Annotated in this window: 23 protein-coding genes, 1 tRNA gene and 1 pseudogene; 15 read left to right on the forward strand and 10 right to left on the reverse strand. The window is 53.6% G+C overall.

Annotation, left to right across the window (positions count from 1 at the left end; translation table 11 throughout):
- Window positions 1–184: 184 nt before the first annotated feature.
- Complete coding sequence (locus WFM46_RS09330) at window positions 185–544, forward strand: hypothetical protein (protein ID WP_336997493.1); 360 nt, start codon at window positions 185–187, stop codon at window positions 542–544.
- 64 nt (window positions 545–608) lie between these two features.
- Here the strand turns inward: WFM46_RS09330 and argF are convergent, their stop codons facing one another.
- Both argF and argL read right to left on the reverse strand, forming a co-directional pair.
- The gene (gene argF / locus WFM46_RS09335) at window positions 609–1,613 is read right to left on the reverse strand and encodes an ornithine carbamoyltransferase (RefSeq protein WP_336997494.1); all 1,005 of its coding nucleotides are present in this window, start codon (window positions 1,611–1,613) and stop codon (window positions 609–611) included.
- Window positions 1,583–1,888: a putative translational regulatory protein ArgL gene (gene argL, locus WFM46_RS23825; protein ID WP_442913452.1), complete on the reverse strand. Its 306-nt coding sequence runs from the start codon at window positions 1,886–1,888 to the stop codon at window positions 1,583–1,585. The genes argF and argL overlap by 31 nt, the downstream gene beginning before the upstream one ends.
- Here argL and rraB point away from each other — a divergent pair.
- The 7 genes from rraB (at window position 1,778) to WFM46_RS09370 (ending at window position 7,282) form a co-directional block, all read left to right on the forward strand.
- Complete coding sequence (rraB, locus tag WFM46_RS09340) at window positions 1,778–2,200, forward strand: ribonuclease E inhibitor RraB (RefSeq protein ID WP_103178050.1); 423 nt, start codon at window positions 1,778–1,780, stop codon at window positions 2,198–2,200. The two genes, argL and rraB, sit on opposite strands and share 111 nt — an antisense overlap.
- A 45-nt stretch (window positions 2,201–2,245) precedes the next feature.
- On the forward strand, window positions 2,246–3,004 hold the full coding sequence (gene miaE, locus WFM46_RS09345) for a tRNA isopentenyl-2-thiomethyl-A-37 hydroxylase MiaE (RefSeq protein ID WP_336997495.1): 759 nt from the start codon (window positions 2,246–2,248) through the stop codon (window positions 3,002–3,004).
- Window positions 3,005–3,038: 34 nt separating this feature from the next.
- The gene (locus tag WFM46_RS09350) at window positions 3,039–3,770 is read left to right on the forward strand and encodes a topoisomerase II (RefSeq protein ID WP_336997496.1); all 732 of its coding nucleotides are present in this window, start codon (window positions 3,039–3,041) and stop codon (window positions 3,768–3,770) included.
- 104 nt (window positions 3,771–3,874) lie between these two features.
- A tRNA-Leu gene (locus tag WFM46_RS09355) sits at window positions 3,875–3,959 on the forward strand.
- Between the two features lie 363 nt (window positions 3,960–4,322).
- The gene (locus WFM46_RS09360; protein WP_336997497.1) at window positions 4,323–5,102 is read left to right on the forward strand and encodes an HNH endonuclease; all 780 of its coding nucleotides are present in this window, start codon (window positions 4,323–4,325) and stop codon (window positions 5,100–5,102) included.
- A gap of 68 nt (window positions 5,103–5,170) precedes the next feature.
- Window positions 5,171–5,548: a hypothetical protein gene (locus tag WFM46_RS09365; protein ID WP_336997498.1), complete on the forward strand. Its 378-nt coding sequence runs from the start codon at window positions 5,171–5,173 to the stop codon at window positions 5,546–5,548.
- A gap of 309 nt (window positions 5,549–5,857) precedes the next feature.
- A complete protein-coding gene (locus WFM46_RS09370) occupies window positions 5,858–7,282 on the forward strand; it encodes a DNA cytosine methyltransferase (RefSeq protein WP_336997499.1) in 1,425 nt (474 codons plus the stop codon).
- A gap of 50 nt (window positions 7,283–7,332) precedes the next feature.
- On the opposite strand, the gene WFM46_RS09375 is transcribed toward WFM46_RS09370, so the two are convergent.
- On the reverse strand, window positions 7,333–8,532 hold the full coding sequence (locus WFM46_RS09375) for a type II restriction endonuclease (RefSeq protein ID WP_336997510.1): 1,200 nt from the start codon (window positions 8,530–8,532) through the stop codon (window positions 7,333–7,335).
- 351 nt (window positions 8,533–8,883) lie between these two features.
- Here WFM46_RS09375 and WFM46_RS09380 point away from each other — a divergent pair.
- A pseudogene (locus tag WFM46_RS09380) lies at window positions 8,884–9,204 on the forward strand (VOC family protein); the annotation flags it as partial.
- A gap of 147 nt (window positions 9,205–9,351) precedes the next feature.
- On the opposite strand, the gene WFM46_RS09385 reads toward WFM46_RS09380, so the two are convergent.
- Complete coding sequence (locus WFM46_RS09385; protein WP_336997511.1) at window positions 9,352–10,224, reverse strand: phosphorothioated DNA-binding restriction endonuclease; 873 nt, start codon at window positions 10,222–10,224, stop codon at window positions 9,352–9,354.
- A gap of 528 nt (window positions 10,225–10,752) precedes the next feature.
- On the opposite strand from WFM46_RS09385, the gene WFM46_RS09390 reads away from it, so the two are divergent.
- A complete protein-coding gene (locus tag WFM46_RS09390) occupies window positions 10,753–12,423 on the forward strand; it encodes a DnaJ-like cysteine-rich domain-containing protein (protein ID WP_336997500.1) in 1,671 nt (556 codons plus the stop codon).
- A 110-nt stretch (window positions 12,424–12,533) separates the two neighbouring features.
- Here WFM46_RS09390 and symE read toward each other — a convergent pair whose 3' ends face one another.
- The gene (gene symE, locus WFM46_RS09395) at window positions 12,534–12,866 is read right to left on the reverse strand and encodes an endoribonuclease SymE (RefSeq protein WP_103178065.1); all 333 of its coding nucleotides are present in this window, start codon (window positions 12,864–12,866) and stop codon (window positions 12,534–12,536) included.
- A 219-nt stretch (window positions 12,867–13,085) separates the two neighbouring features.
- On the opposite strand from symE, the gene WFM46_RS09400 reads away from it, so the two are divergent.
- A complete protein-coding gene (locus WFM46_RS09400; RefSeq protein WP_336997501.1) occupies window positions 13,086–13,418 on the forward strand; it encodes a DUF1493 family protein in 333 nt (110 codons plus the stop codon).
- Window positions 13,419–13,518: 100 nt separating this feature from the next.
- Window positions 13,519–13,857, forward strand: coding sequence for a helix-turn-helix domain-containing protein (locus tag WFM46_RS09405; RefSeq protein ID WP_336997502.1), 339 nt, complete (start codon window positions 13,519–13,521; stop codon window positions 13,855–13,857).
- A gap of 92 nt (window positions 13,858–13,949) precedes the next feature.
- Here WFM46_RS09405 and csiR read toward each other — a convergent pair whose 3' ends face one another.
- Genes csiR through glaH form a run of 5 tightly spaced genes read right to left on the reverse strand, consistent with a single transcriptional unit; the run spans window position 13,950 to window position 19,694 of the window.
- A complete protein-coding gene (gene csiR, locus WFM46_RS09410) occupies window positions 13,950–14,618 on the reverse strand; it encodes a DNA-binding transcriptional regulator CsiR (RefSeq protein WP_301564745.1) in 669 nt (222 codons plus the stop codon).
- 45 nt (window positions 14,619–14,663) lie between these two features.
- Window positions 14,664–15,947 (reverse strand): 4-aminobutyrate--2-oxoglutarate transaminase, encoded by a 1,284-nt coding sequence (gabT, locus tag WFM46_RS09415; RefSeq protein WP_336997503.1) that lies wholly within the window; start codon window positions 15,945–15,947, stop codon window positions 14,664–14,666.
- Window positions 15,948–15,964: 17 nt separating this feature from the next.
- On the reverse strand, window positions 15,965–17,413 hold the full coding sequence (gene gabD, locus WFM46_RS09420) for an NADP-dependent succinate-semialdehyde dehydrogenase (RefSeq protein WP_336997504.1): 1,449 nt from the start codon (window positions 17,411–17,413) through the stop codon (window positions 15,965–15,967).
- 23 nt (window positions 17,414–17,436) lie between these two features.
- Window positions 17,437–18,705 carry an L-2-hydroxyglutarate oxidase gene (gene lhgO / locus WFM46_RS09425; RefSeq protein ID WP_336997505.1) on the reverse strand — a complete coding sequence of 423 codons (1,269 nt, stop codon included), beginning with the start codon at window positions 18,703–18,705 and terminating at the stop codon, window positions 17,437–17,439.
- A gap of 11 nt (window positions 18,706–18,716) precedes the next feature.
- Complete coding sequence (gene glaH, locus WFM46_RS09430) at window positions 18,717–19,694, reverse strand: glutarate dioxygenase GlaH (RefSeq protein ID WP_336997506.1); 978 nt, start codon at window positions 19,692–19,694, stop codon at window positions 18,717–18,719.
- 347 nt (window positions 19,695–20,041) lie between these two features.
- Between glaH and WFM46_RS09435 the strand changes: the two genes are divergently transcribed.
- From WFM46_RS09435 to WFM46_RS09445, 3 genes are all read left to right on the forward strand, one after another.
- On the forward strand, window positions 20,042–21,523 hold the full coding sequence (locus WFM46_RS09435) for an APC family permease (RefSeq protein ID WP_336997507.1): 1,482 nt from the start codon (window positions 20,042–20,044) through the stop codon (window positions 21,521–21,523).
- A 33-nt stretch (window positions 21,524–21,556) separates the two neighbouring features.
- Window positions 21,557–22,981 (forward strand): aminobutyraldehyde dehydrogenase, encoded by a 1,425-nt coding sequence (patD, locus tag WFM46_RS09440; protein ID WP_336997508.1) that lies wholly within the window; start codon window positions 21,557–21,559, stop codon window positions 22,979–22,981.
- 185 nt (window positions 22,982–23,166) lie between these two features.
- A complete protein-coding gene (locus tag WFM46_RS09445) occupies window positions 23,167–23,592 on the forward strand; it encodes a FosA8 family fosfomycin resistance glutathione transferase (protein ID WP_263951521.1) in 426 nt (141 codons plus the stop codon).
- Window positions 23,593–23,683 lie beyond the last annotated feature (91 nt).

Below are 23,683 nucleotides of genomic sequence, written 5' to 3' on the forward strand. Positions count from 1 at the left end.
GGGGAGGCGGGAGCGCTATTCCTTTCACTATTCGTGGCGGTTAAATTTGACTGAAGGGAATATTGAGGCTTATTGACCATCTTTGAAAGAATAGGCTGTACCTATTATCGCATTTTAATTGTTCTTTTACACTTATTGATCGTATGGCTTTCCGCTTTTCGCATAGTTCGTTAAAGGTATTTTGATGACCGCATCTAAAACATGGATCACTTTGGGTACGATTGCCAGTCCGGCCACAGGAACATTATTTTCGAAAATTCTTACGCAGCATAATCATAAATATATTCTCTGGTATAACGGAGAGCGGCTTTTTAAACCTGGCGATCAAATAAAAGTATTATATAACCGTCTATTCGTGAATGACGAGCTATGCGATATTCATATTCTGCAAATTGATAAATACAGCCACACCCTGTGGCGCGTGATGCACAATATGTCCAGATGCCCCGGCCATCGCGATCCGGAGAGTAAACAGTGCGATGCCCCGGTAAAATGTATTTTTAAAAAGTGCCCTTACGGTAAGGTGCGGATAACAGCAAATTAATTTCCTGAACGGATAATTTGAAAAGCAGGAGGGCCAAAACCCTCCCGTTATTTAAAAGCAACCGTTATTCACCCAGGGTCGCGACCATCACCGCTTTAATGGTGTGCATCCGGTTCTCTGCCTGGTCAAATACAATACTTGCCGCCGATTCAAATACCTCGTCCGTCACTTCCATCCCGCCGTGCAGATCGAACTCTTTTGCCATCTGCTGACCCAGCGTGGTCTGGTCGTCGTGGAACGCCGGCAGACAGTGCAGGAACTTCACATTCGGGTTACCCGTCAGCGCCATCATCTGCGCATTCACCTGATAGCCACGCAGCAGGGCGATACGCTCGGCCCACTTCTCTTTGGCTTCGCCCATCGACACCCACACGTCGGTGTAGATAAAGTCCGCGCCCTTCACGCCCGCCGCGAGATCTTCGGTGAGGGTAATCTTGCCGCCGTGCTTTTCTGCCAGCGCGCTGCACTCCGCCACCAGGCTCTCTTCCGGCCAGCAGGCTTTGGGGGCCACCAGACGCAGATCCAGCCCGGTGAGCGCGGCCGCTTCCAGCATCGAGTTACCCATGTTGTTACGCGCATCGCCGGTATAGACCAGCACCATCTCGTTGAACGCCTTGCCCGGCAGATGCTCCTGCATGGTGAGCAGGTCCGCCAGCAGCTGGGTGGGATGGAACTCGTTGGTCAGCCCGTTCCACACCGGCACCCCGGCAAATTCCGCGAGGGTTTCGACAACTTCCTGGCCGTGGCCGCGATACTGAATGCCGTCGTACATCCGGCCCAGCACCCGCGCGGTATCTTTAATTGACTCTTTATGCCCAATCTGGCTGCCGCTCGGCCCGAGATAAGTGACGCGTGCGCCCTGGTCAAATGCGGCAACTTCGAAAGAGCATCGGGTACGGGTTGAGTCTTTTTCGAAGATGAGCGCGATGTTTTTGCCAGTAAGTTTCTGTACTTCAGTCCCTTTTTTCTTATCGGACTTCAGCTGTGCTGACAGGGCAAGCAGGGAGGTGAGCTGTGCAGGGGTAAAATCGAGCAATTTCAGAAAATGTTTTTTATACAGTTCAGACATTTTATCCTCACATGGCAAAGGCCACTTATTGAATTAAAATTCACTTTATCTGTATCAATATGCACATGCAACCCCGTTGCACAAATCTTTCTTACAAAGGTGGAGGCAAACACATCCGTGTGTGAAAATAGAAGTATCTGCCGCACTTTAAAGAGGAACGAGCCATGGCAAACCCAGAACTGCTGGAAGAACAGCGCGAAGAGACGCGACTGATTATTGAAGAACTGCTGGAAGATGGCAGCGATCCGGATGCGCTCTACACCATCGAGCACCATTTCTCTGCGGATGATTTCGAAGCGCTGGAGAAACTGGCGGTGGAAGCGTTCCGTCTGGGTTATGAAGTGACCGAGCCGGAAGAGCTGGAAGTGGAAGAGGGCGACACCGTCATCTGCTGCGATATCCTGAGCGAAGGCGCGCTGAAGGCAGAGCTGATCGACGCCCAGGTAGAACAGCTGATGAACCTGGCCGAGAAGTTTGAAGTGGAATATGACGGCTGGGGCACCTACTTCGAAGATCCGAACGGCGAAGAGGGTGACGAAGACGACGAAGATTTCATCGACGAAGATGACGACGGTGTGCGCCACTAAGTGTTATTTGCGGCAGCTTCGGCTGCCGCTATCCTAAGGCAGAACATGGATTACCCGCAGATACTCGCCCCTGTTTTACACTTCCTCCAGTGCCCGACCCCGCAAGCATGGATTGATAAAGCCCGCGACCCGGCGAACCTGCCGCTGCTGCTCACCGACCATATGGTGTGCGAGCTCAAGGCCGCCCAGACCGCGCTGTTATTAGTGCGTAAATACGTCGCCGACGAGAGCGGGGCCGACGCGCTGCTCGACTGGCTCAAGCCCTATGAAGCCTTTACCTTCCGCGAAGGCCCGGAACCGGACTTTGTCGCCCTGCACAAGCAGATTGGCAAAAGCGTGATGCCCAAAACCGACGACCCCTGGGGCCAGGCGCTCATCGACAGCATGGTGCTGCTGATTAAAGAGGAGCTGCACCACTTCTGGCAGGTGCGCGAGGCGATGCTGACCCGCAATATTCCCTACGTCAAAATTACCGCAAGCCGCTACGCCAAAGGGATGCTGAAAGCCGTGCGTACCCACGAGCCGCTGACGCTCATCGACAAGCTCATCTGCGGCGCCTATATCGAAGCCCGCTCCTGCGAACGCTTCGCCGCGCTGGCACCCTTCCTCGACGAGGAGTTGCAGAAGTTTTACCTGTCGCTGCTGCGCTCTGAGGCGCGGCATTATCAGGACTATCTGACCCTTGCCCAACAGGTCAGCGACGAGGATATCTCTTCCCGGATACAGCTTTTTGGTGAAATTGAAGCCACACTTATCTCAACACCGGATAACGAGTTTCGCTTCCATAGCGGCGTGCCGGTGTAAACCGGCATAGCTAAAGGATTAAGGATGCGTAACGATGAGAAGAGCGTGGACACCTATAGTCGTAGTGGCAGTTATCTCCGCAGCAGTAGCCTTCTGGGTTTATTACGACAAGCAACGCCTGCAAAACACCCCCGATCACCGGCTTGATACCACCCTTAACGCCATGCCCGCCTGGCAGGTGCTGAAAGAGCAGGACCCCCGATTTGTGACACGTATTCGCGAGCAGATCCTCACTATGCAAAAGGCGGGCGATTCTGAGCAGGACATTATCGACGTGGTCCAGCCGCAGATCCTTAGCCTGCAGATGTCGCGCCTGCAATACGCCCCCGACGCGAATGCGGTGGCGTATATGAAGATCAACATGGAGCAGACGGCCGCCATTCAGAAGGTGAGTGACGACGCCTGTTTTCGTTTCCTCTTCCCGGGCGTGAAGGGAGGCGTTAACCCGATGAGGGTGCTGGATAGAGACCTGATGCAGCGCCGCATGCAGGCTGACGCCGAGATGATGCGCGCGGGCTGGAGTAACGATCGCCACACCGTTACTCCGGAAGAACACGCCGCCGCGGTGGAGGATGTGCGCCCGATTATGCAGGAACTTACTGTTCAGTACGGCAAGGATATCCAGCTGCTGGTGATGCCGGAGAACGCGGTGGGTAAAGAGAAGCTCACCTGCGAGATGGTGCAGGCGATGTGGGGCAAGGTGCTGAAGCTGCCGGAGCAGAAGGCGGCAAGGGTGATTCGGATGGCGGTGACGGAACTGGATTGACGGAGGCGCTGGTTTTTTGGGCACTTAACGCGGTTTAGCGCGTCGCCGCTTGCATGGCGGCGCGCGACAGGTATAATCCACAACGTTTCCGCATCCCCTTCAGTGCCGAAGTGGCGAAATCGGTAGACGCAGTTGATTCAAAATCAACCGTAGAAATACGTGCCGGTTCGAGTCCGGCCTTCGGCACCATAAGATGCAAAAATGAAGTCGCTTAAGGGCGGCTTTTTTTGTGTCTGAAATCCAGTATCCGCAAGGCCTTCCTCGCTTTTTCACTCAACTTAATTCAACCGACTTATTGATGTGGATACATTTAAGGGTATATCCCAGTTCGATTATGTTCTTACTTGCATAGAACCTTTGAAAGGATGCTTAGCATGGCTCTGAGTGTTGTGAAACTTAGTTCGGCATAGGTTGAGGCAGAAGCCTAAAAAATAATAAAGGCTTCGTTCTATGTAAAAATTTTTTCTAAAACAACTAACCGGATCAGTTTAGTTAACGCTCTTTTCAGACATAATCTGGTGATGATTTACGCTGGAATAACAGGACGTAACATTGAATAGCTCTGAATACGATTTGCTTGAAGTGGCGTGGTATTTGTCGAAGTACGGTAAATCTCAACCACCCGTGGGATTGGGTGTTCAGAAATGGAAAGAGGCTTTTGCCTTGTTTTATCCTCGTTTTGGAGTGGGCAAAACCGCCAGCGAGTTTCACAATAGTCTGAAAAATAGTCGTGATCGTTATGATTCCTGGCTTAGTGAAGTACGTGTCGGCTGGCGTGACGAGCAGGGAGCTCCTGCTGCGCTTTCTCATTCAGCGCAGCGTGTGCATCAGGTATTGAGTGTGCTTTCAGACAGTGCGATTGAGCAGCGCGTTCTTTCGTTAATATCTTCTGATGGAGATGAGCAGGCACAACGTGATTGTCTGGCTATTCAGCAGGATAAAAGTATTGAAGATACTGTACGCGAGCTGTTGATTGCGGCACGGCTAGGGCAGGGTACCTTTCGGAAAAATTGTCTCATGTTGTATCCGTCATGCCCTGTTACAGGAACGATTTTTGCGCCGTTACTCCGCGCCAGCCATATAAAACCATGGGCTGCCTGCGAGAACGGGAATGAACGTCTTGATCCTTATAATGGAATTATACTGGCTGCGCACATTGATATTCTATTCGATCAGGGATGGATTTCGTTTGAGAACGATGGGCGTTTATTAATTAGTGATGAACTGGATGTTAGTGTTAAAGAGCAGCTTTTGTTGCCGGAGAAAATAAAGGCGTTTTCAGTTGAATCGTATTGTTATCTGGAGTGGCATCGGGAGAATTTACTGAGATAATTAAGTTTTGACGAGAATACCTTTGATATAGGATATCGTGAACCGTTTGGTAAGGGGAAAAGTACAAAATGAAGATGGTAAAAATATATTCAACAGGAAGTTGTGATGCTGTAACACGTGAAGGTTCGGCGGAAGTTGTGCTGGAATGTGAAGGGAAAATAAAATATCTAACTTTCTCCTACAGTGATACGACCGCAAATAGATGCATTCTCCAGGGCTTAATTGATGGTGTGAATTGTTTGAAGAAACCCTGTAACGTTGAATTAATCAGTTCATGTGAGCTCGGTGTGAAGAAAGCGCAGAAAGGAAAGGGAGTTAATGTAGATTTGCACAAGGAATTATGTGGAATCTTGATAAAGAAAGAATGTGAATATTCTTTTTCTGTCATGCATGGTGAAGGCGACATTTTGAATGCTTTTATTCGCAGGCATCGGTCAAAACAATAGCTGGAGAGCCTACATACAGAACCATCTTCGACAGCGCTATTTTCTGAACTTACAGCTTCCAATATTGCATTGAACGCTGCCATTAGGGCTTACGGGCTTCTGGAGCGTGCTGTTCAACCGGTAATCCTCTGCTGCTTCGGTTATAAAGCTTGTATGTACGGCCCCCACAACAGTTGGCAACACTATTGGCTAGCTTTCATAACTAGTACGCCCCGTTGAATCCACATACTGATCAAATATCCAGAATATATCGTTTCATCTGGGTCAAATGAGTGATATATTTTCACCCATAAACCCCAAGGAGGCGTTATGTCTGAATTCGATTTATTTGCACAGGAACTGCTCGAAAAAGCAGAAGCTGAAGAAAAACAACAACAAGAGCGCGACAGGAAGTTGATTGATCGAGTACTTGAAATTTACGACCAGAAGTATGTTGCAGAGCTGCTAAGAAAAATAGGTAAAAATGATTGGAGCCGCGAAACGCTTAACCGCTGGGTAAATGGCAAGTGTGAGCCAAAATCGCTCACCATGGCTGAAGAAGCGCTGTTACGGAAAATGCTGCCGGAGCAACCTGCTCATCATCCTAACTATGAATTCCGCTTTATTGACCTGTTTGCCGGTATTGGTGGAATCCGTAAAGGATTCGAGGCCATCGGCGGGCAATGCGTTTTTACAAGCGAATGGAATAAAGAAGCGGTACGTACCTACAAAGCAAACTGGTACAACGATGAAGACGCACACACATTCAATCTGGATATCCGCGAAGTCACGCTAAGCGGAGAAGAAGGCATATCAGAAGAGAAAGCCTACGCCCATATCGATCAACACATCCCGGATCATGACGTCTTGCTGGCCGGTTTTCCCTGCCAGCCATTCAGTCTGGCGGGTGTTAGTAAGAAAAACTCTCTCGGACGCGCACATGGATTTGAATGTGAAGCGCAGGGCACTCTGTTTTTCGATGTTGCCCGTATAATTAAGGCTAAGCAACCAGCGATTTTTGTGCTGGAAAACGTGAAAAACCTTAAGAGCCATGACAAAGGCAAAACGTTTAAAGTCATCATGGATACTCTTGATGAATTAGGCTATGAAGTCGCTGACGCCAATATCACAGGGAAAGATGATCCTAAAATTATTGATGGTAAAAATTTCCTGCCACAACATCGTGAGCGTATTGTTCTGGTCGGATTCCGCCGTGACCTTAATATCCATCAGGGATTCACTTTAAAGAATATTCATAAATTCTACCCTGAGAAAAGACCTACATTTGGTCAGCTTCTGGACCCTGCGGTTGACAGTAAGTATATCCTAAGCCCTAAGTTATGGGAATATCTCTATAACTATGCTAAAAAGCATGCTGCCAAAGGTAATGGGTTCGGTTTTGGTCTGGTTGATCCGAATAATGAAAATAGCGTCGCGAGAACATTATCCGCTCGTTACCATAAAGATGGATCTGAAATTCTCATCGACAGAGGATGGGATAAAGAACTCGGCGAAATCGATTTCTCTAATCCAGATAATCAGGAACAAAGACCAAGAAGACTGACTCCTCATGAATGCGCCAGACTAATGGGTTTTGAGCAACCCGGTGGCAAGCCATTCCGGATCCCTGTTTCCGATACCCAAGCCTATCGCCAATTTGGTAACTCAGTGGTCGTTCCCGTTTTTGAAGCCGTGGCGAAACTGCTTCAACCTTATATTATGGAAGTCGCAGCAAACAAGTCGACCAAAAAATAATATAAAAATATCCCCTGGAATTTATCCGGGGGATAACATTATTAAATTATTTAATCGACATATAATGATTTAGTTTCAACGATAAAAGTGTCTAACGAAATAAGATATTCCCGGATAGCTTTCGGGTACTTATCATGAAGGCTGCTGGGTACAACCAACCTGACCCTTTCCTGCTGCATCTCCTGAAATTGAGCAACGGAAACACCTTCCTGAAGGGTAAAGAGGTAAATGTCGTGAATTCTATCAGCTTCATTTAATATCTGCCGCCAGCGATCTTTACAGGTCGTTTTTACGGCCAACATGCGAAGCTTCTGCTCAGGGAACGTCTCATCGTGATAAGCCTGCGCAGAAGGGAATAAAAAATCTGGCTTCTTATTACCTTCTGTAACGGCCTGAGTCTCAAAAGTTTTCAGTCCATGTTCATTAAAAATTTGTTCTAGATGCAGCTCAAGCGATTTACCGGCTCTTGATTTTCGTCTGTTGCTCACGGAATTCGCCAGTGCAATAAATTCATTAACGGAACTAAACCCAGACTGAACTATGCCCAGCACATGCATTTCCTCCACCAGTAGGAAAATTTCGTACTCAACACGACGACGTTCAATCAGTTGCTTATCCGGACCTAAGATATTTGGGGAATAGTGAGCTGCTGCATACTGGATAATTTCCTTACCTGAAGGGAAATCTTTTCTCCATTCCTCCGGAAGACGATACCCATTGGAAACTGGTTCTTTTAAAGCCAGACCGCCCAGAATCTCATTTGCGGGGCCATAGACCAACGATCCAGGAACAATTTCTCCGAGCGATGACTCAACGATATCTTCTTCTTCTGCGTCATGACACACCCAAATATCAACAAATTGGCTATCAAATCCCTGATGGTGATCAAACGCCAATAACGCCAGAGCTCCCGTATTCTCCGGGTCTTGCAGAGGATTCTTTCCTCCCCCCCATCGGGTGATACGCTTTTCATTTCGGGTTTTACCAAAGAAACGACCATTGTAATAAATGGCCCTGGCCTCGCTGTCCGGGCAGCTGTGCGAGGAGGTATGCGCCTTCAGCATCACAGACGGGTTAAGATTCCTTGTATGATTAATTGAAGGGAAAAGACGTTCAACAATGCCAGAAGGTATGTAAATGCCAACCTGATGTCCGCCCGTCGCGCCGGTATCGTTGGCTGACAAGCGCTTGATGAACATATAGGTGTCACTGGTTGACTTATCTAACAACCATGAATGTAGCCCCGACATCATCACTTCCTCACTGTAAAAATATCGCTGATTTATAGGGAGTTATCCTGCCACAGCTCTGCCTTTGTGAATACTCACGATGCCGTTTTAAGTGATGTCGTTATTTTCCTTGTTCTCCCAGGTTCAGCTCAGTTTCTGAAAAACCTTATAAACCGTTTTCTGGTCGTTTTCTGATATCTCGGTTAATAGATTCTCACATGCCAGGGTACGCAGGTCATTACGCGCAGTGTTATCCGTTACGCCGGGTGCCTCCGCTACGACTGCAGCGGAATATTTCCTACGAGGCCCAGCCAGAATGATATTGTGCAGTATGACTTGCCGTCCGCTCAGCCGTGATAAGCTCCCTGATTGCTTCATGCTGAGTGGGATACTGGTGCTTATCTTACCTGTGGTGACCTTTGGATCTGTCTTTCTTACGAGGTATTCCGTAACTACGTGGCTCCGCAGGAAAGTGACTATACCCACTATGCATTCAGCATCGCGCCAGAAGATTTTGAACCGTTCTCGTATAAGCTGAAACAGGCGGGAGTGACGGTCTGGAAAGACAATAAAAGTGAAGGGCAATCTTTATAGTTTCTTGATCCGGATGAGCACAAGCTGGAGCTACATGTGGGAGATTTATCATCTCGACTGGCGCAATGCCGTGAGAAGCCTTACTCTGGAATGCGTTTCGGATCTGGAAAACAATCACGCAAATTTATGATCTTCAAAGCATTATTCAATTTCACGTCCCATTCTGGAGGCTAACCCCCAAAGCAAAACCTCATAACCCATTAATTTTCAATACATTAAACGAAAAGGCGAGTCTGGCCTTCGCATTCATCCCCTATACACTTCTCGCCTATGCCATTCCACAAACCCCTCCCGTGGAAAATCCCCCTTCATTATCGGCAGTGCAATCTGCTTCCCAGCAAAATCCCAGAACAGTTTCCCAACGATTCCATTCCCATTTACGCTTTTCGACACCAACACCCGCATTTCCTCATCCAACCCAATCGACCCCTTATCAAACGCCTTATGGTGAATCGCACACAGCGCCAGCCCGTTCGAGATTTCACACGGCCCACCATGCTGCTTCCATTTGATATGCGCAGCTTCAAGCGCAACGGAAGAATGATCGTGCCGCATATTGAATCCACATATAGCGCATTGGTAGTTATAAGCACGGAGCACTTGCTGACGGAACTTAGGATCGCGAACCTTGCGGATCCGCGTGACATCAAAACCCATCTCGTCAGCGATCTCTTCCTGGATGCTTTCCGGAAAATGGGCTTCAAGAATCTGCTGCGCCAGTGAGCCAATAAGGTTTTTGTTTTTGCTCAGAAGCGCATAGTGTTGTTCATCAAACCCACCTGCGACGTTATGCTTCACCAGTTCTCCAGCGGGTGGCTGCCTGCTGCTGCCCGTCGTCGAACAAAACTCGTCATTCTGTAGCTCCCAGAATCCATCGCCTTTAAGCCGCCAGAACGGCATATCGGGGCGGTACTGCGCGCGTTGCGGACCAAAACGTTCCAGCAGGCTATGCAGCTGATCGCGGATTTCTGTACCGTAATCAAACAGACGAACATGCCCCTGCTGATAGTTCGCCAGCACATAAAGCAGTAATAACGGTTTATGCGGCGCACGCTGATCGCCTTTGCGCCAGATAGTGATATCGGCAATTGCCTGTTCGAGAGTTTTGCTGGAAGCCATCGCGTTACGGAAGAAGGTAAATAATTGCGATGATGCTCGCAAAACCCCACCCGATCAACCTACCAGCTTCTCACAAGTAACAAAAAATATGTCCATCGACGCCCTCACATAAATCTTTAGTCCGGTACTGAAGCCGGTTCCATTCAACCACTGATCTTTCATGAGGAACGTCAGGATGGAGGTGAAATCCCCATAACGCGTCACTTAGCTCTCGGTAAATGCAGGATGATCAGTAGGCCTTATACAAAATTAGCAAACTTTTTAACCGCATCATGAGATAGCCGAAGGTATCAGGATTCAATTAATCCTTTTAAAAGCAGGAGGCTTTTTTATCCTACCCAAACACCACACTAAATAAAAAATTAACTATTAACGCTAATCAAGTCATTACCTCAGGCTCATTACTACGCACTCTATATAAGCAAAACACCCCACATTTAATCCCCCAACTCCGTTTATTAGTAGTTGCCTGACGTAGGCAAAGCCATATCATTCTGCCGATAACAACTCTCAATTCAGGTAATAAAGATGAAAGACGCGTGGCTGGATACGTGCTCTACCACCATTCAAAACTTCGTGGAACGCTCGACGAGGCTACAGCCAGATAATCTTGACCTGGAACTGGTCGAAAAAATTGATTTCGACTACCAGATTAACTTAAGTCTCCATTTTCGCATTGAGACGACAGATCACATGCAGGTAGGAAGAGTCAGCGCCGGGAGCGGCACCCGCGTTTTTACCAGTACTTTCCAGTACGCCGAGGCGCTTCAGGCTGAAACCAGCGCGGTCTTGTCCCGTGCAGAAACACTGCGTGAAGCTCAGGCGCTGGTGCTTTCCCAGCCTTACGGGGCACTTGAAAAAGAGCAAGAAATCTATTCCCATCCCACGCGCCTCTGTTTAACTGAGAACTGCACTAACTGTAATGGACGCGGACAGGTCAACTGCTCCTGGTGCTATGGTACTGGACGCGTGAGCTGCACAACCTGTGGCGGAAGCGGGCAGGTACTGGAACAGCGCAGCCATTTCGATCACTATACCAATCAGTACCGCACGGAGAGCCATTACCGGATGTGCTCGACCTGTACAGGCGGCAGGGTGAACTGCAACCACTGTAGCGGCTCGGGAAACCAGCGCTGTTCACCCTGTGAAGGAACAGGCGAAACAACCCGCATTACCCGGCTTTCCAGCGTCGCCGTGCCCCAATACCAGCTGATCTACCATCGTGAGGATGTGCCGAGGTTCATTAAAGATGGCCTCTACAAAGCGGGCATCCCGGAACTGGCGAGTTATGGTGCCGTTGAGCTGGCAAATTCCAGTGTTGATGAGGGGTTGCGTAACGTTAATTTTATCTACAACGCCAGCGTACCCTTTGCCCGGTTTACGAGCCAGCTACGCCAGGCTCAGCTTGCTGCGCAGCCTGTTAACTGGATCGTTTACGGTCGTCGTCCGCAGATACTGGATGCGGGACATGTCGTTGAGTTGATGCTGAAAAACGATCTTAACGAGCTTGTCTATCGAACCATCAGAGGGAAATTGCTGAATCCGCTTGTTGCGGCGTGTAGCCGTAAAACGGTGGCCACCTTTATGGAATCGGAAGCCCATCAGGAGATGCTGGATGCGAACCGCAAGGGTAAATCCGGGGATATGCTCCGCGAAGCGATGAATCGTGGGGTTACTACGACCTATATTGATGAAGCCCTGACCAGCCTGCAAGCCATTACGAAGGCTGTGCAAAACTGGTCGGTGGTGAAATGGGCAATCTTCAGCGCTGTCATTATCTATCTGTTTATGCCGCTTTATACCGCTTATGGCGATATCTGGTTCAGCGACATTGCGACAGGACGGGTCTATCTTACGCCGTTCCTGCGCTGGGATAATCAGCTTAATTTACTCGCATCCCTGGAGGTACTGGCGCGTTACTGTGGCCTGTTTATTGCCATCGCTGCCATTGTTATCTCTTTCCTGGGGTATTTATGGCGTAGGGGCTGGGTCCGCTGGCGAATGGGCCAGCATCTGGCTAAGTGGGCGGTTAATCAGAAGATTTTACGTAGCGGTTGGTTTGTGAGTCTTCTTCTCACCAGCCTGCTTACTGTTTGCCTGCTGCTGTTTTTCCCGATCTGGGTGACAAATGAGGGAGAACTCTTTGGGCAGTACTCCTTAATTGAATTACTTCGCTGGGTTGCTCAGTTCTTAAAATAATACATTCAGGGCTCCCGGTATGTTTTCAGGGAGCCTGTCGTTTTACCTGACAGCCTTTCGTAACCAATAAAAAAGGCGCCCACCGGCGCCTTTCTCATTCATTCGCTGTCTTAAGCCTTTCGAAGCTTCCCGGAGATCACCCCAACAAAGTCCATCACCTGCTGTTGCTTCTGATCCGACAGTTGGCTCACCTCACGCATCAGCGTCTCTATCTCCGGCTCTCCCTGCCGGGAGGTCAGGATCATGCAGCCCTTCATCACCTTCACGTCCACCTTCGTTCCGGTGCTGAACCCGGCTTCATTGAGCCACAGGCCTTTCATGATAAACGCCGGGATGCGGGTATAATCTCCATACCGCGTCGCATAACTTACGGTAAATACCCGGTCGTCAGCGGCAAAGACTTCTGGTTGCAGTGATTCTGCAATACAATCGATATCAGTCATGGTTACTATTCTCTTTCAATAGTGATTGTGATGAGCGATACGGGCATGTTGGCGCATGCCCGTATTGCGTTAAATAACACCTGTAAATCTAACCAGTAAATAAAAATAAGTCCAGATTAATATAAAACGTAATAGGCGTTATTCGGCTGCTTTCGAGTATCCATTAAATATATAAATTCGCTGTGATTTATAATTTTACGCATAAGGAAATGATAAGTTATGACCGGGAATATCGAACAACGTATCTATGCGCTTGCCAGACGTTATAACGGCGTGTACCTCATCAATAACGAGAAAAACCAGGAATTACTCAATGCCAGTACAGACCTCGATACGGATATGTTGCTGGATGTCGACGAAGCAGAAGAACTCATGGAGGAATTTTTTAGAGAATTTAACGTTGATAGAGGGAGCTTTAATATAAAGATCTATTATCCCGACGAGTTTTTTTCCTGGAATCCATTTAAGAAAACTGCCCCTGTTCCTGTTCCCGATTTTACGATTAGCATGTTGATCGAATCAGCCAGGGCTGGGAAATGGTTGTTCGACTAATCACAACCCATAGGTATCGCTAAAGCGAAGGAGTTTTATTGTTCCATAAACGGATTATAATGACCTTAAATGACCTGTTAATGGAACAAAGAGGCCTGTGATGGCAAAACCCTCTACCCGAACTTATTCCCGCCATAGCCGCGACGCTGCACGACTGCTGGGGTTAATGCTTCGTACGGCGCGTATTGAACGTCAGCTCACCGTTGAAGAGCTGGCCGAACGTGCCGGGGTATCACGGGGACTGGTTTATCGCGCTGAAGAAGGGGATATGGGATGTGCAATTGGTGCGGTATTCGAACTGGCGACCATTTTAGGCGTTCCCCTTTTTACCCCTGACCCGGCATCGATGGCATTACATACGGCAAACGCAGAGAAAACCTTATCGCTGATGCCACGTTTAGTGCATCGTTCCAGAAAGGTGATAAATGATGACTTCTAAACAAACATGATCAGGCAAACGTGTGGATGTGGTTGCCTGGTGATTGGTGGGCAAAAAGGGAAAATCTGGATTTAGAGTCGACAGCAAAATCTTCAGCCCATCGCCCCCCTAATAATCGGAATCGGCGTCAACAAATGCTGATACATCAGTTCCCCCGCCTTATCCGCATCCCGCGCCAGCACCGCATCCATTAACTTCTGATGCTCCACATGCTTCTCTTCTAACATCGCAACAGACAAAACCGTCTTGCGCAGCCACACATACCGGTACCGCGCCGCCAAATCAAACAGCCGCTCCCGCATCTGCATCAAATACCGCGATCCACACCCCGCCACAATCGCAGTATGAAACGCCTGATGGCGCTGATCCCACTCATCCAGCATCGTCTCGCTGGCGTCGCGAGATTCCAGCTTGTTCAGCAGGTGTGCCCGGGCGAGCAATTCCGCTTCCCACTCTTCGCCGCCGCGCGCAATGGCGAGGCGGACCAGCATCGCCTCCATATTGGCGCGGGCATCAAAGATATCGAGCAGCTCCTGTTCGGACATGGGTGCCACCCGGTAGCCCTTCTGGTTAATGACCGTCACCAGCCCCTCGGCAACCAGCTGCGACAGCGCTTCGCGCAGCGGGCCGACGCCCAGCTCATACCGGGAGGTCAGCAGGCTCATGCGCAGCTTCTCATCTGGCTGATAGACGCCGCGGATAATGTCGTTCTTCAGCCAGCGGTAGCCGTCGATAGCCGTCGCCTGGGAAATGATGGTCATGGTCCTGCTCCTTGAAGACTGCCCGGCTCGCACCGGGCATAAAAATTAACCCTGCTTCGCCTCGTCAAAACACTCAGCGATAATCGCCAGCCCCTGCTGAAGCTGCGCCTCTTCCACGGTCAGCGGCACCAGGATGCGCAGCACGTTATGGTACGGGCCGCAGGAGAGCAGGATCAACCCCTTGTCCCGCGCCCGGGCCACAATCTGCGCCGTCAGGGCAGCGTCCGGTTTATGGTGGTCGCCCTCTTCAAACAGCTCGATGGCGATCATCGCCCCCAGGCCGCGAACGTCGCCGATCTCCCGGTGTTTTTCAGCGATAGCCAGCAGCCCTTCACGCAGGGTGTTGCCCAGCTTATTGGCTTTGCCCAGCAGACCTTCCTGCTCGAACACCTTCATCACCGCCAGCGCGGCGGCGCAGGCGATGGGGCTTCCGGCGTAGGTGCCGCCCAGCCCGCCCGGGGCGATGGCGTCCATCACCTCGGCGCGGCCGGTAACGCCCGCCAGCGGGAAGCCGCCGGCAATGGATTTGGCGAAGGTGGTGATATCCGCCGCCACGCCCATCTGCTCCATGGCGAAGAAGGTGCCGGTGCGGCCTGCACCGCTCTGCACTTCATCGGCAATCAGCATGATGCCGTGCTCGTCGCACAAGGTGCGCAGGCGCTGCATAAAGGCAGGGGAGGCGGCATAGAAGCCGCCTTCACCCTGGACGGGTTCGATCACGATGGCGGCGATATCTTCCGGCGCGGCATCGTTCTTGAAGATGCGATGGATGCTGGCGATGGCGTCATCATCGCTCACGCCGTGCAGGGCGCAGGGATAGAGGGCGCGATAGACGTGGCCCGGCATCAGCCCCATGCCCGCCGAGTAAGGGTTCACTTTCCCGGTCAGCGACAGGGTGTAGTGGGTGCGGCCATGGTAGGCCCCGGTAAAGGCGATGGTGCCGTTGCGCTTCGTGGCCGCGCGGGCAATTTTCACCGCGTTCTCCACCGCTTCGGAGCCGGTGGTCACCAGCAGGGTTTTTTTCGGGAAATCCCCCGGCACTTTCTGGTTCAGGGTTTCGCAAAGCTCCAGATAGGGTTCATAGGCCAGCACCTGGAAGCAGGTGTGCGACAGCTTTTTCAGCTGTTCTTCCACGGCGCTCACCACCTCCGGGTGCAGATGCCCGGTGTTCAGCACCGCAATCCCCCCGGCAAAATCAAGATACTCACGGCCTTCGACGTCCCACACCCGGCAGTTCTCGGCGCGGGCGGCAAAGATCGGGTGGATCTGGCCCACGCCGCGGGGGATGGCATTGCTACGACGCTGCATTAACGCTTTATTGCTGCTCATTGAAATCTCCTGAAAGATTAAAGGCCGATGCACATATATTTGATTTCTAAGTAATCTTCGATGCCGTATTTGGAACCTTCCCGACCCAGGCCAGAGGCTTTAATGCCGCCGAACGGGGCCACTTCGTTAGAGATAATGCCGGTGTTGATCCCGACGATGCCATACTCCAGCGCCTCGCCGACGCGGAACACGCGGCTTAAATCGCGGGCATAGAAGTAGGCGGCGAGGCCGAACTCGGTGTCGTTAGCCATATGGATCACGTCCGCCTCATCCTTAAAGCGGAACAGCGGGGCCAGCGGGCCGAAGGTCTCCTCTCTGGCGACTTTCGCATCACCGGACACATCTACAAGAATAGTCGGCTGGAAGAAGTTGCCGCCGAGTTTATGCTGCGATCCGCCGGTGATAATCCGCGCGCCTTTCTCCACCGCGTCGGCAATGTGTTCTTCGACCTTCTCCACCGCCTTGCCGTCAATCAGCGGCCCGATGGTGACGCCCTGGGTCAGGCCGTCGCCAATCTGCATTTTTTCCACCGCCTGCTGGAGTTTTTCGGCAAAGCGATCGTACACGCCCTCCTGCACGTACAGGCGGTTGGCGCAGACGCAGGTCTGCCCGGCGTTGCGGAACTTGGAGGCCAGCGCCCCTTCCACGGCCTTATCCAGGTCGGCATCGTCAAAGACAATAAAGGGGGCGTTGCCGCCCAGCTCCAGCGAGACCTTTTTGATGTCCTTCGCGCACTGGGCCATCAACTGGCGGCCAATCTCGGTCGAGCCGGTAAAGGAGAGCTTGCGCACCAGCGGGTTGCCGGTCAGCTCGTTGCCGATGTCGGATGCCGAACCGGTGACGACGTTAAACACACCCGCCGGAATGCCCGCGCGGCTCGCCAGTTCGGCCAGCGCCAGGGCGGAGTAGGGGGTCTGGCTGGCGGGTTTGAGGACCATGGTGCAGCCTGCCGCCAGCGCCGGGCCCGCCTTGCGGGTGATCATCGCCGCCGGGAAGTTCCACGGGGTGATGGCAGCGGTGACGCCAATCGGCTGCTTAATCACAATCAACCGCTTGTCCGCCTGATGGCCCGGAATGGTGTCGCCGTAGACGCGTTTACCCTCTTCGGCGAACCACTCTATAAAGGAGGCGGCATAGCTAATCTCGCCTTTGGCTTCCGCCAGCGGTTTGCCCTGTTCGAGCGTCATCAGCTGGGCCAGATCGTCCTGGTTCGCCATCATCAAATCGAACCAGCGGCGCAGAATGTTGGCGCGCTCTTTGGCGGTGAGCGCGCGCCAGGCGGGTAGGGCGCGGTTCGCCGCCTCAATCGCCTCGCGAGTCTCACCGGCACCCATTTTCGGCACGCTGCCCAGAGTCTGGCCGTTCGCCGGGTTGGTCACGGCGAGGGTCTCAGCGCTGTGGGCGTCGCACCACTCTCCTTCTATATATGCCTGCTGACGGAATAAGCTGGGATCGTTGAGTTGCATGATGGCTTCCTGTCTCAGAATGATTAACGGGTATACGCGGCGTGTAGTGGTTCCACGCTGCAGGCTGCCCGCAGCGCGCGGCCGGGGTTGTGCTGGCTGGCGAGCAGGGTCTGGACCTTGCTGACAATATGCGCGCCAATAGGGATCGCCGAGGTCGCCGCCGGTGAGGGCGCATTACAGGTATGGATGGTGCGCGGCGTGGTGACAAATAAAAAGTCGTCGATCAGCTTCCCTTCTGGCGAAACTGCCTGCGCCCTCACACCCGCAGGCCAGGGATGCAGATCCTTCAGGGTCAGGCTCGGGCAATATTTTTGCACCTGGCGCAGGTAGCCGCTTCTGCACAGGGAGTTTTTCATCTCGCTTAAACCCGAGAGAAGGTTGTTTTGCAGCACCCGGCGGATGCCCGTTGAACCCAAAATTTCCAGCATATCGGTGAGGGAGAGATCGCTCTTGCGATAGCCCTCGCGCTTAAAGGCGAGCACCGCGTTGGGCCCCACCGTGACGCTGCCGTCGATCATCCGGGTGAGATGCACGCCCAGGAACGGCATGGCCGGATCGGGGATCGGGTAGATTAGGTGGTTCACGATCTGATTGTGCTCCGGCGCCAGGCGGAAATACTCCCCGCGGAACGGACAGATAATAAAGCCGGGGTCGATGCCGAGCATTTTCACCAGCCGATCGGCCATCAGCCCGGCGCAGGCAATCAGGTTAAGGGCTTCAAACTCGCGCCCGTCGCGGGTATGAATGACAACGCCGCTGGCGTGCTCCTTCAGGGCGCTGACCTCGGCGTTGAAAATCACCTCCCCGCCTTGTTGCTGGAAGCGTTTTGCCATCGCCGCTGCCACCTCGCGATAGCTGACGATCCCGCTGGAGGGGACAAAAATCCCGCCCAGCCCGGTGATATTGGGTTCGCGCTCGCGCAGTTCGGCACCGCTCAGCCACTCGCGCTCGATCCCGTTGGCGGCGGTGCGATCCCACAGGGCCTGCATCCGTTCCATCTCCAGCGGGGAGGTGGCGACCAGCATCTTGCCGCAGGTGTCATAGCGAATAGCGTTCTCATCGCAGAAGGCTTTGGTGGCCCGGTTCCCCGCCAGGCAGAACTGCGCCTTCAGGCTGCCGGGGGTGTAATAGACCCCGGCGTGGATCACCCCGCTGTTGCGCCCGGTCTGGTGGCAGGCCGGGCCGGCCTCCTTCTCCAGCAGGGCGATGCGGGCATCCGGATAGAGCGCAATCAGCTGCATGGCGGTCGACATGCCGATAATGCCGCCGCCGGTAATGACAAAATCATACATCCGCGCCATCCCTACTGATGAGTCTGATAGTGAGTGGTGGCATAGCTGATATACCCGCGCTGACGCATCAGCTCCCGACGCAGATCCGGATGTGGGGTGAAGCGATCCCGGCCATGTAGCCAGAACATATTGTTAATCAGCAGGAACTTACCCACCGGGACCGGAATGGAGATGATGTGCCTGCTGCTCTCCAGCGCGTCTGAAAGTTCACTCAGCCAGACACCCTCTTCAAAGTCCTTCGGCTGTACGAACTGGTCGATATAGCGCATCACCGGACGGCCCTGCTGGTCAACATCGAACACCGGGTGGAAGACATCCTGAGAGACGTTTTTGCTCGGCGGCGCCGTCCAGCGCAGCGGGCGACGGGCCAGCGGATGGCTGAAGAATTTATCCAGCGCTTCCCAGTCGTCGAGGTGCAGCAGCAGGGAGTTGCCGCCCTGCATGTTCTGCTCGTCGATCTTCATCATCAGCACGTAGTCGGTCACTTCATCCACGAAGGTGCCGTCGTTGTGCAGCTCCAGCACGCGGTGGGGCTGACGCAGGTAGCTGTCTGAGTTATCGACGTTTTTCACCGTAAAGCGGGCGTAGTACTGGCCGCTCATGGCGTCGTAATTGGAGCGGCCGATCAGGTGCGCCACGGCGGTGGCGATCTTCACCATCTCGTCCGCCTGGGCGACGTTATCCACCCCGACGGCGTCAATCAGCAGGGCGCCTTCGCTGCGGCTGAGGATAGTGTTCAGCAGCAGGGGCTGAAGCTGGTTGCCGCACAGGTCATCGAGGATCTTCGCCACCCGAAAGCGCAGGAAGGATTTGTACTCCAGCGCCTGGATGGGCCACTGCTCCACCTCCCGCAGGAACTGCTGCGTGACCTCCGCGGAGAACATCAGCTCCAGCAGGCGCGGAGACTGCGCAGAGGGCGCAATGCGAAAACCGGTGATGGTCCGGGCTAACGCCTCGTCGGGCTGTTGTACGGCGGTCAGTGCATTCATCAGAATCAATCCTCTCAGAAAGTATTCAGGGAACGGGATGTTTCGTAGCCATAAATTAAAAATATCTACGTTTTGGCAAAATGGATTTATTCAGGGGGGATTGTTTGAATTCTGTGATGCAGACAGGGAAAACAGGCGAAATAGTCGGAAAAAAGCGCGCTCAGGTCGCGATCTCTCCGCGCAGGCGTGATGCGCCTCACGGAAAATGCGGGTTAACCATAACAAAAATGTGACATATCCATACAAATCTTAACAAATCGCGAGAGTGGTGCTGTACGGCTTTCAGGCGCTCTTCTATACCTTGATTCGTGTTACCTGCGGCCTAATCACTACACAGAGAAAAACGTATGGAACAGACTTCTGGCAAGAAAAGTGAAGCAATTCAAAGCGATAATACACAGCAATTTCACCGCTCCATCGGCCTTATCTCTAACTTTTCGCTCGGATTCACCTACCTCTCGCCGCTGACGGCGGTCTACTCCCTCTTTGCCCTGGCGGTGACGCTGGCGGGGCCACCGGCCATCTGGTGGATCCCGATTGTCGCCTGCGGACAGCTGCTGGTGGCGCTGGTATTTGGCGAGGTGGCATCGCAGTATCCCATTACCGGCGGGCTGTACCCGTGGGCCAGACGCCTGTGGGGCAAAAAATATGCCTGGATCGCCGCCTGGATCTACCTCTGGGCACTGGTGGTGACCATCACCTCGGTAGCGGAATATACCGCCACCTTCGTCGGGTCACTGTTCGGCTTTGCGATCTCCGCCGGCAACATGCTGATCACCTCGGTGGTGCTGCTCCTGATGATGATGGCGGTGAACATGTCGGGCACCAAAAACCTCGCCCGGGTGGCCCGAATCGGCTTCTGGTGCGAGATCGTCAGCGTGATTGCGCTCGGGATCTACCTGCTGATATTCCATCGCGCGCAGCCCTTCTCGGTGGTCTTCGACTCGATGGGCGTGATCGCCAAAGATGGCAGCTACCAGCCGGCGTTTATGGCGGCGGCGCTGATCGGCCTGTTTATGTTCTTCGGCTTTGAAGCCTGCGGCAACGTGGCGGAAGAGGTGAAAAACCCGAGCAAGAAGATCCCGGTGGCGATGATCCTGAGCATCGTCTTTGGTGCCATCTCGGCGCTGATCTCGATCCTCGGCTACCTGCTCGCCTCGCCGAATCTGATGAACATCGTCAACGGCCAGATCGCCGATCCGATCCCGGCGATCCTCAACGAAGCCCTGGGGGAAACCGGCGCCACGGTATTTATCATCATCGCGGTGATCGCCATGCCGTCGTGCATCCTGTCGCTACAGGCCGCGTTGAGCCGCCTGATCTTCTCCTTCTCCCGCGACCAGATGCTACCGGGTAGCGCCTGGATGGCAAAGCTGTCGAAAAACAGCGTCCCGGACAACGCCATGATCGTCAGCTGCCTGCTGCCGGTGCTCATCTGCGTGTGGGTTTACTTCCAGCCGGATAACCTGGCGCGCATCACCGCCTTTGCGGTTATCGGTATCTACATTTCGTTCCAGATGGTGGTGCTGGCGGCGCTGCGCCAGCGGCTGAAAGGCTGGAAACCCGCCGGGGAGTGGAGCGTCGGCGGCTGGGGAATGCTGGTCAATATCCTGGCGCTGGCCTACGGCCTGTGCGGTATCTGGTTGCTGGCCCAGCCTGCCGAGAGTGCAAGTTTTATCGACCGCTGGACGGTGCTGGTGGGGCTGTCGGTGGTGGTGATTTCGGGGCTGGTGTACATGGCGCTGGCCCGACCGTTTGGCCGCTCAAACGCGCCGGAAAACGACGCGATCGAGCATGCAAAACGCCTTAACGCGGGACAATCTCTGTAATTCACTCAGACCATAAAAACAATGGAGTCGGCTATGCAACACAACTTACTGATTAATGGCGAACTGGTTGCGGGTTCAGGTGAGATGCAACCCGTGTACAACCCGGCCACCGGCGAGGTGCTGCTGGAGATGGCCGAGGCCAGCCCGGAGCAGGTAGATGCCGCCGTGCAGGCGGCCGATCGCGCCTTCCGTACCTGGGGCCAGACCACGCCAAAAGCGCGCGCTGAATGTTTGCTGAAGCTGGCGGATGTGATTGAGCAGAATGCCGACACCTTTGCTCGTCTGGAGTCGCAGAACTGCGGCAAGCCGCTGCACTGCGTGCTGAATGACGAGATCCCGGCCATTGTCGACGTGTTCCGCTTCTTTGCAGGTGCCACCCGCTGCCTGAACGGCCTGGCCGCCGGGGAGTATATGGAGGGGCACACCTCGATGATCCGCCGTGACCCGGTGGGCGTTGTCGCCTCCATTGCCCCCTGGAACTACCCCCTGATGATGGCGGCGTGGAAGCTGGGCCCGGCGCTGGCGGCGGGCAACTGCGTGGTGCTTAAGCCGTCGGAGATCACTCCGCTGACGGCCCTGAAGCTGGCCGAGCTGGCGAAAGATATCTTCCCGGCCGGGGTGATTAACGTCCTGTTTGGCCGGGGGAAAACCGTGGGCGACCCGCTGACCGGCCACGACAAGGTGCGCATGGTCTCCCTGACCGGCTCCATCGCCACCGGGGAGCACATTATTTCCCATACCGCGCCGTCCATTAAGCGCACCCATATGGAGCTGGGCGGCAAAGCGCCAGTGATCGTCTTTAACGACGCCGATATCGATGCGGTGGTGGAGGGGGTACGCACCTTCGGGTTCTACAACGCCGGGCAGGACTGCACCGCCGCCTGCCGTATCTATGCGCAAAAAGAGGTCTATAACACGCTGGTGGAAAAACTGGGCGTCGCCGTCGCCAGCCTGAAAATGGGCGCCCCGGACGATGAGACCACCGAGCTGGGTCCGGTCAGCTCCGCCGCCCATCTGGCCCGCGTCAGCGAAGCGGTGGAACGCGCCAAAGCCCTGCCGCACATTCACGTGGTCACCGGCGGCAATGTGGCAGGCGGCAGCGGGTATTACTATCAGCCCACCCTGCTGGCCGGGGCGAAACAGGAGGATGAGATCGTCCAGCGCGAGGTCTTCGGCCCGGTGGTGAGCGTGAGCATGTTTGACGACGAAGAGCAGGTGCTGGAGTGGGCCAATGACTCCCGGTATGGCCTGGCCTCATCGGTCTGGACCCAGGACGTGGGTCGCGCGCACCGCATGAGCGCCCGCCTGCAATATGGCTGCACCTGGGTGAACACCCACTTTATGCTGGTCAGCGAGATGCCGCACGGCGGGCAGAAGCTCTCCGGCTACGGCAAGGATATGTCGATGTACGGGCTGGAGGACTACACCGTGGTGCGGCACGTAATGGTGAAGCACTAACCGGCATTGCCCGGCGGCGCTCCGCTTGCACGGGCCTACAACACCGTAGGCCGGGTAAGCGCAGCGCCACCCGGCGTAAATACGGTGTGGTGCCAGCCCAAAAAAGCGTGCAAGGATCGCTTCTATTTATACGTCGATAAACATGCTAAAGAAGTGAGGTTAACCTCTATCAAGGAGTGAACCCCATGCTCAACGCCCTCAACCACCTGACCCTCGCCGTCAGCAATCTGCCTGCCAGCATCACCTTCTGGCGCGATCTCCTTGGCCTGCGCCTGCATGCCGAATGGCACACCGGGGCCTATCTCACCTGCGGCGATCTCTGGCTCTGTCTGTCCTATGACGACTCGCGCAAATTTATTCCGCCGCAGGAGAGCGACTACACCCACTACGCGTTCTCTGTCGCACCAGAACAATTCGGCACCTTCACGCAAAAGCTTAAAGACGCAGGCGTCACCGTCTGGAAAGAGAACAAAAGCGAAGGGGCATCGTTCTATTTTCTCGACCCGGACGGGCACAAGCTGGAACTGCACGTGGGGGATTTAGCTGCGCGGCTGGCGGCATGTCGGGAGAAGCCTTACGCGGGGATGGTTTTTACCTCAGACGAAACGTAATCTGCCCGGCGGCGCTGCGCTTGCACGGGCCTACAAACCATGTAGGCCGGGTAAGCGAAGCGCCACCCGGCATTTAAACACTTACAGCGAC

Source organism: Leclercia sp. M50, assembly GCF_037150775.1.
Lineage (GTDB): Bacteria > Pseudomonadota > Gammaproteobacteria > Enterobacterales > Enterobacteriaceae > Enterobacter.

Coding starts and splice junctions, on each gene's coding strand:
- argF (WP_336997494.1), bottom strand. CDS start 1,613: ATGTCTGAACTGTATAAAAAACATTTTCTGAAATTGCTCGATTTTACC.
- symE (WP_103178065.1), bottom strand. CDS start 12,866: ATGACTGATATCGATTGTATTGCAGAATCACTGCAACCAGAAGTCTTT.
- WFM46_RS09385 (WP_336997511.1), bottom strand. CDS start 10,224: ATGGCTTCCAGCAAAACTCTCGAACAGGCAATTGCCGATATCACTATC.
- WFM46_RS09390 (WP_336997500.1), top strand. CDS start 10,753: ATGAAAGACGCGTGGCTGGATACGTGCTCTACCACCATTCAAAACTTC.
- lhgO (WP_336997505.1), bottom strand. CDS start 18,705: ATGTATGATTTTGTCATTACCGGCGGCGGCATTATCGGCATGTCGACC.
- glaH (WP_336997506.1), bottom strand. CDS start 19,694: ATGAATGCACTGACCGCCGTACAACAGCCCGACGAGGCGTTAGCCCGG.
- miaE (WP_336997495.1), top strand. CDS start 2,246: ATGGATTACCCGCAGATACTCGCCCCTGTTTTACACTTCCTCCAGTGC.
- csiR (WP_301564745.1), bottom strand. CDS start 14,618: ATGACCATCATTTCCCAGGCGACGGCTATCGACGGCTACCGCTGGCTG.
- rraB (WP_103178050.1), top strand. CDS start 1,778: ATGGCAAACCCAGAACTGCTGGAAGAACAGCGCGAAGAGACGCGACTG.
- gabD (WP_336997504.1), bottom strand. CDS start 17,413: ATGCAACTCAACGATCCCAGCTTATTCCGTCAGCAGGCATATATAGAA.
- WFM46_RS09330 (WP_336997493.1), top strand. CDS start 185: ATGACCGCATCTAAAACATGGATCACTTTGGGTACGATTGCCAGTCCG.
- WFM46_RS09400 (WP_336997501.1), top strand. CDS start 13,086: ATGACCGGGAATATCGAACAACGTATCTATGCGCTTGCCAGACGTTAT.
- WFM46_RS09445 (WP_263951521.1), top strand. CDS start 23,167: ATGCTCAACGCCCTCAACCACCTGACCCTCGCCGTCAGCAATCTGCCT.
- WFM46_RS09435 (WP_336997507.1), top strand. CDS start 20,042: ATGGAACAGACTTCTGGCAAGAAAAGTGAAGCAATTCAAAGCGATAAT.
- WFM46_RS09405 (WP_336997502.1), top strand. CDS start 13,519: ATGGCAAAACCCTCTACCCGAACTTATTCCCGCCATAGCCGCGACGCT.
- WFM46_RS09375 (WP_336997510.1), bottom strand. CDS start 8,532: ATGTCGGGGCTACATTCATGGTTGTTAGATAAGTCAACCAGTGACACC.
- WFM46_RS09370 (WP_336997499.1), top strand. CDS start 5,858: ATGTCTGAATTCGATTTATTTGCACAGGAACTGCTCGAAAAAGCAGAA.
- gabT (WP_336997503.1), bottom strand. CDS start 15,947: ATGAGCAGCAATAAAGCGTTAATGCAGCGTCGTAGCAATGCCATCCCC.
- WFM46_RS09365 (WP_336997498.1), top strand. CDS start 5,171: ATGAAGATGGTAAAAATATATTCAACAGGAAGTTGTGATGCTGTAACA.
- WFM46_RS09350 (WP_336997496.1), top strand. CDS start 3,039: ATGAGAAGAGCGTGGACACCTATAGTCGTAGTGGCAGTTATCTCCGCA.
- patD (WP_336997508.1), top strand. CDS start 21,557: ATGCAACACAACTTACTGATTAATGGCGAACTGGTTGCGGGTTCAGGT.
- argL (WP_442913452.1), bottom strand. CDS start 1,888: ATGGTGCTCGATGGTGTAGAGCGCATCCGGATCGCTGCCATCTTCCAG.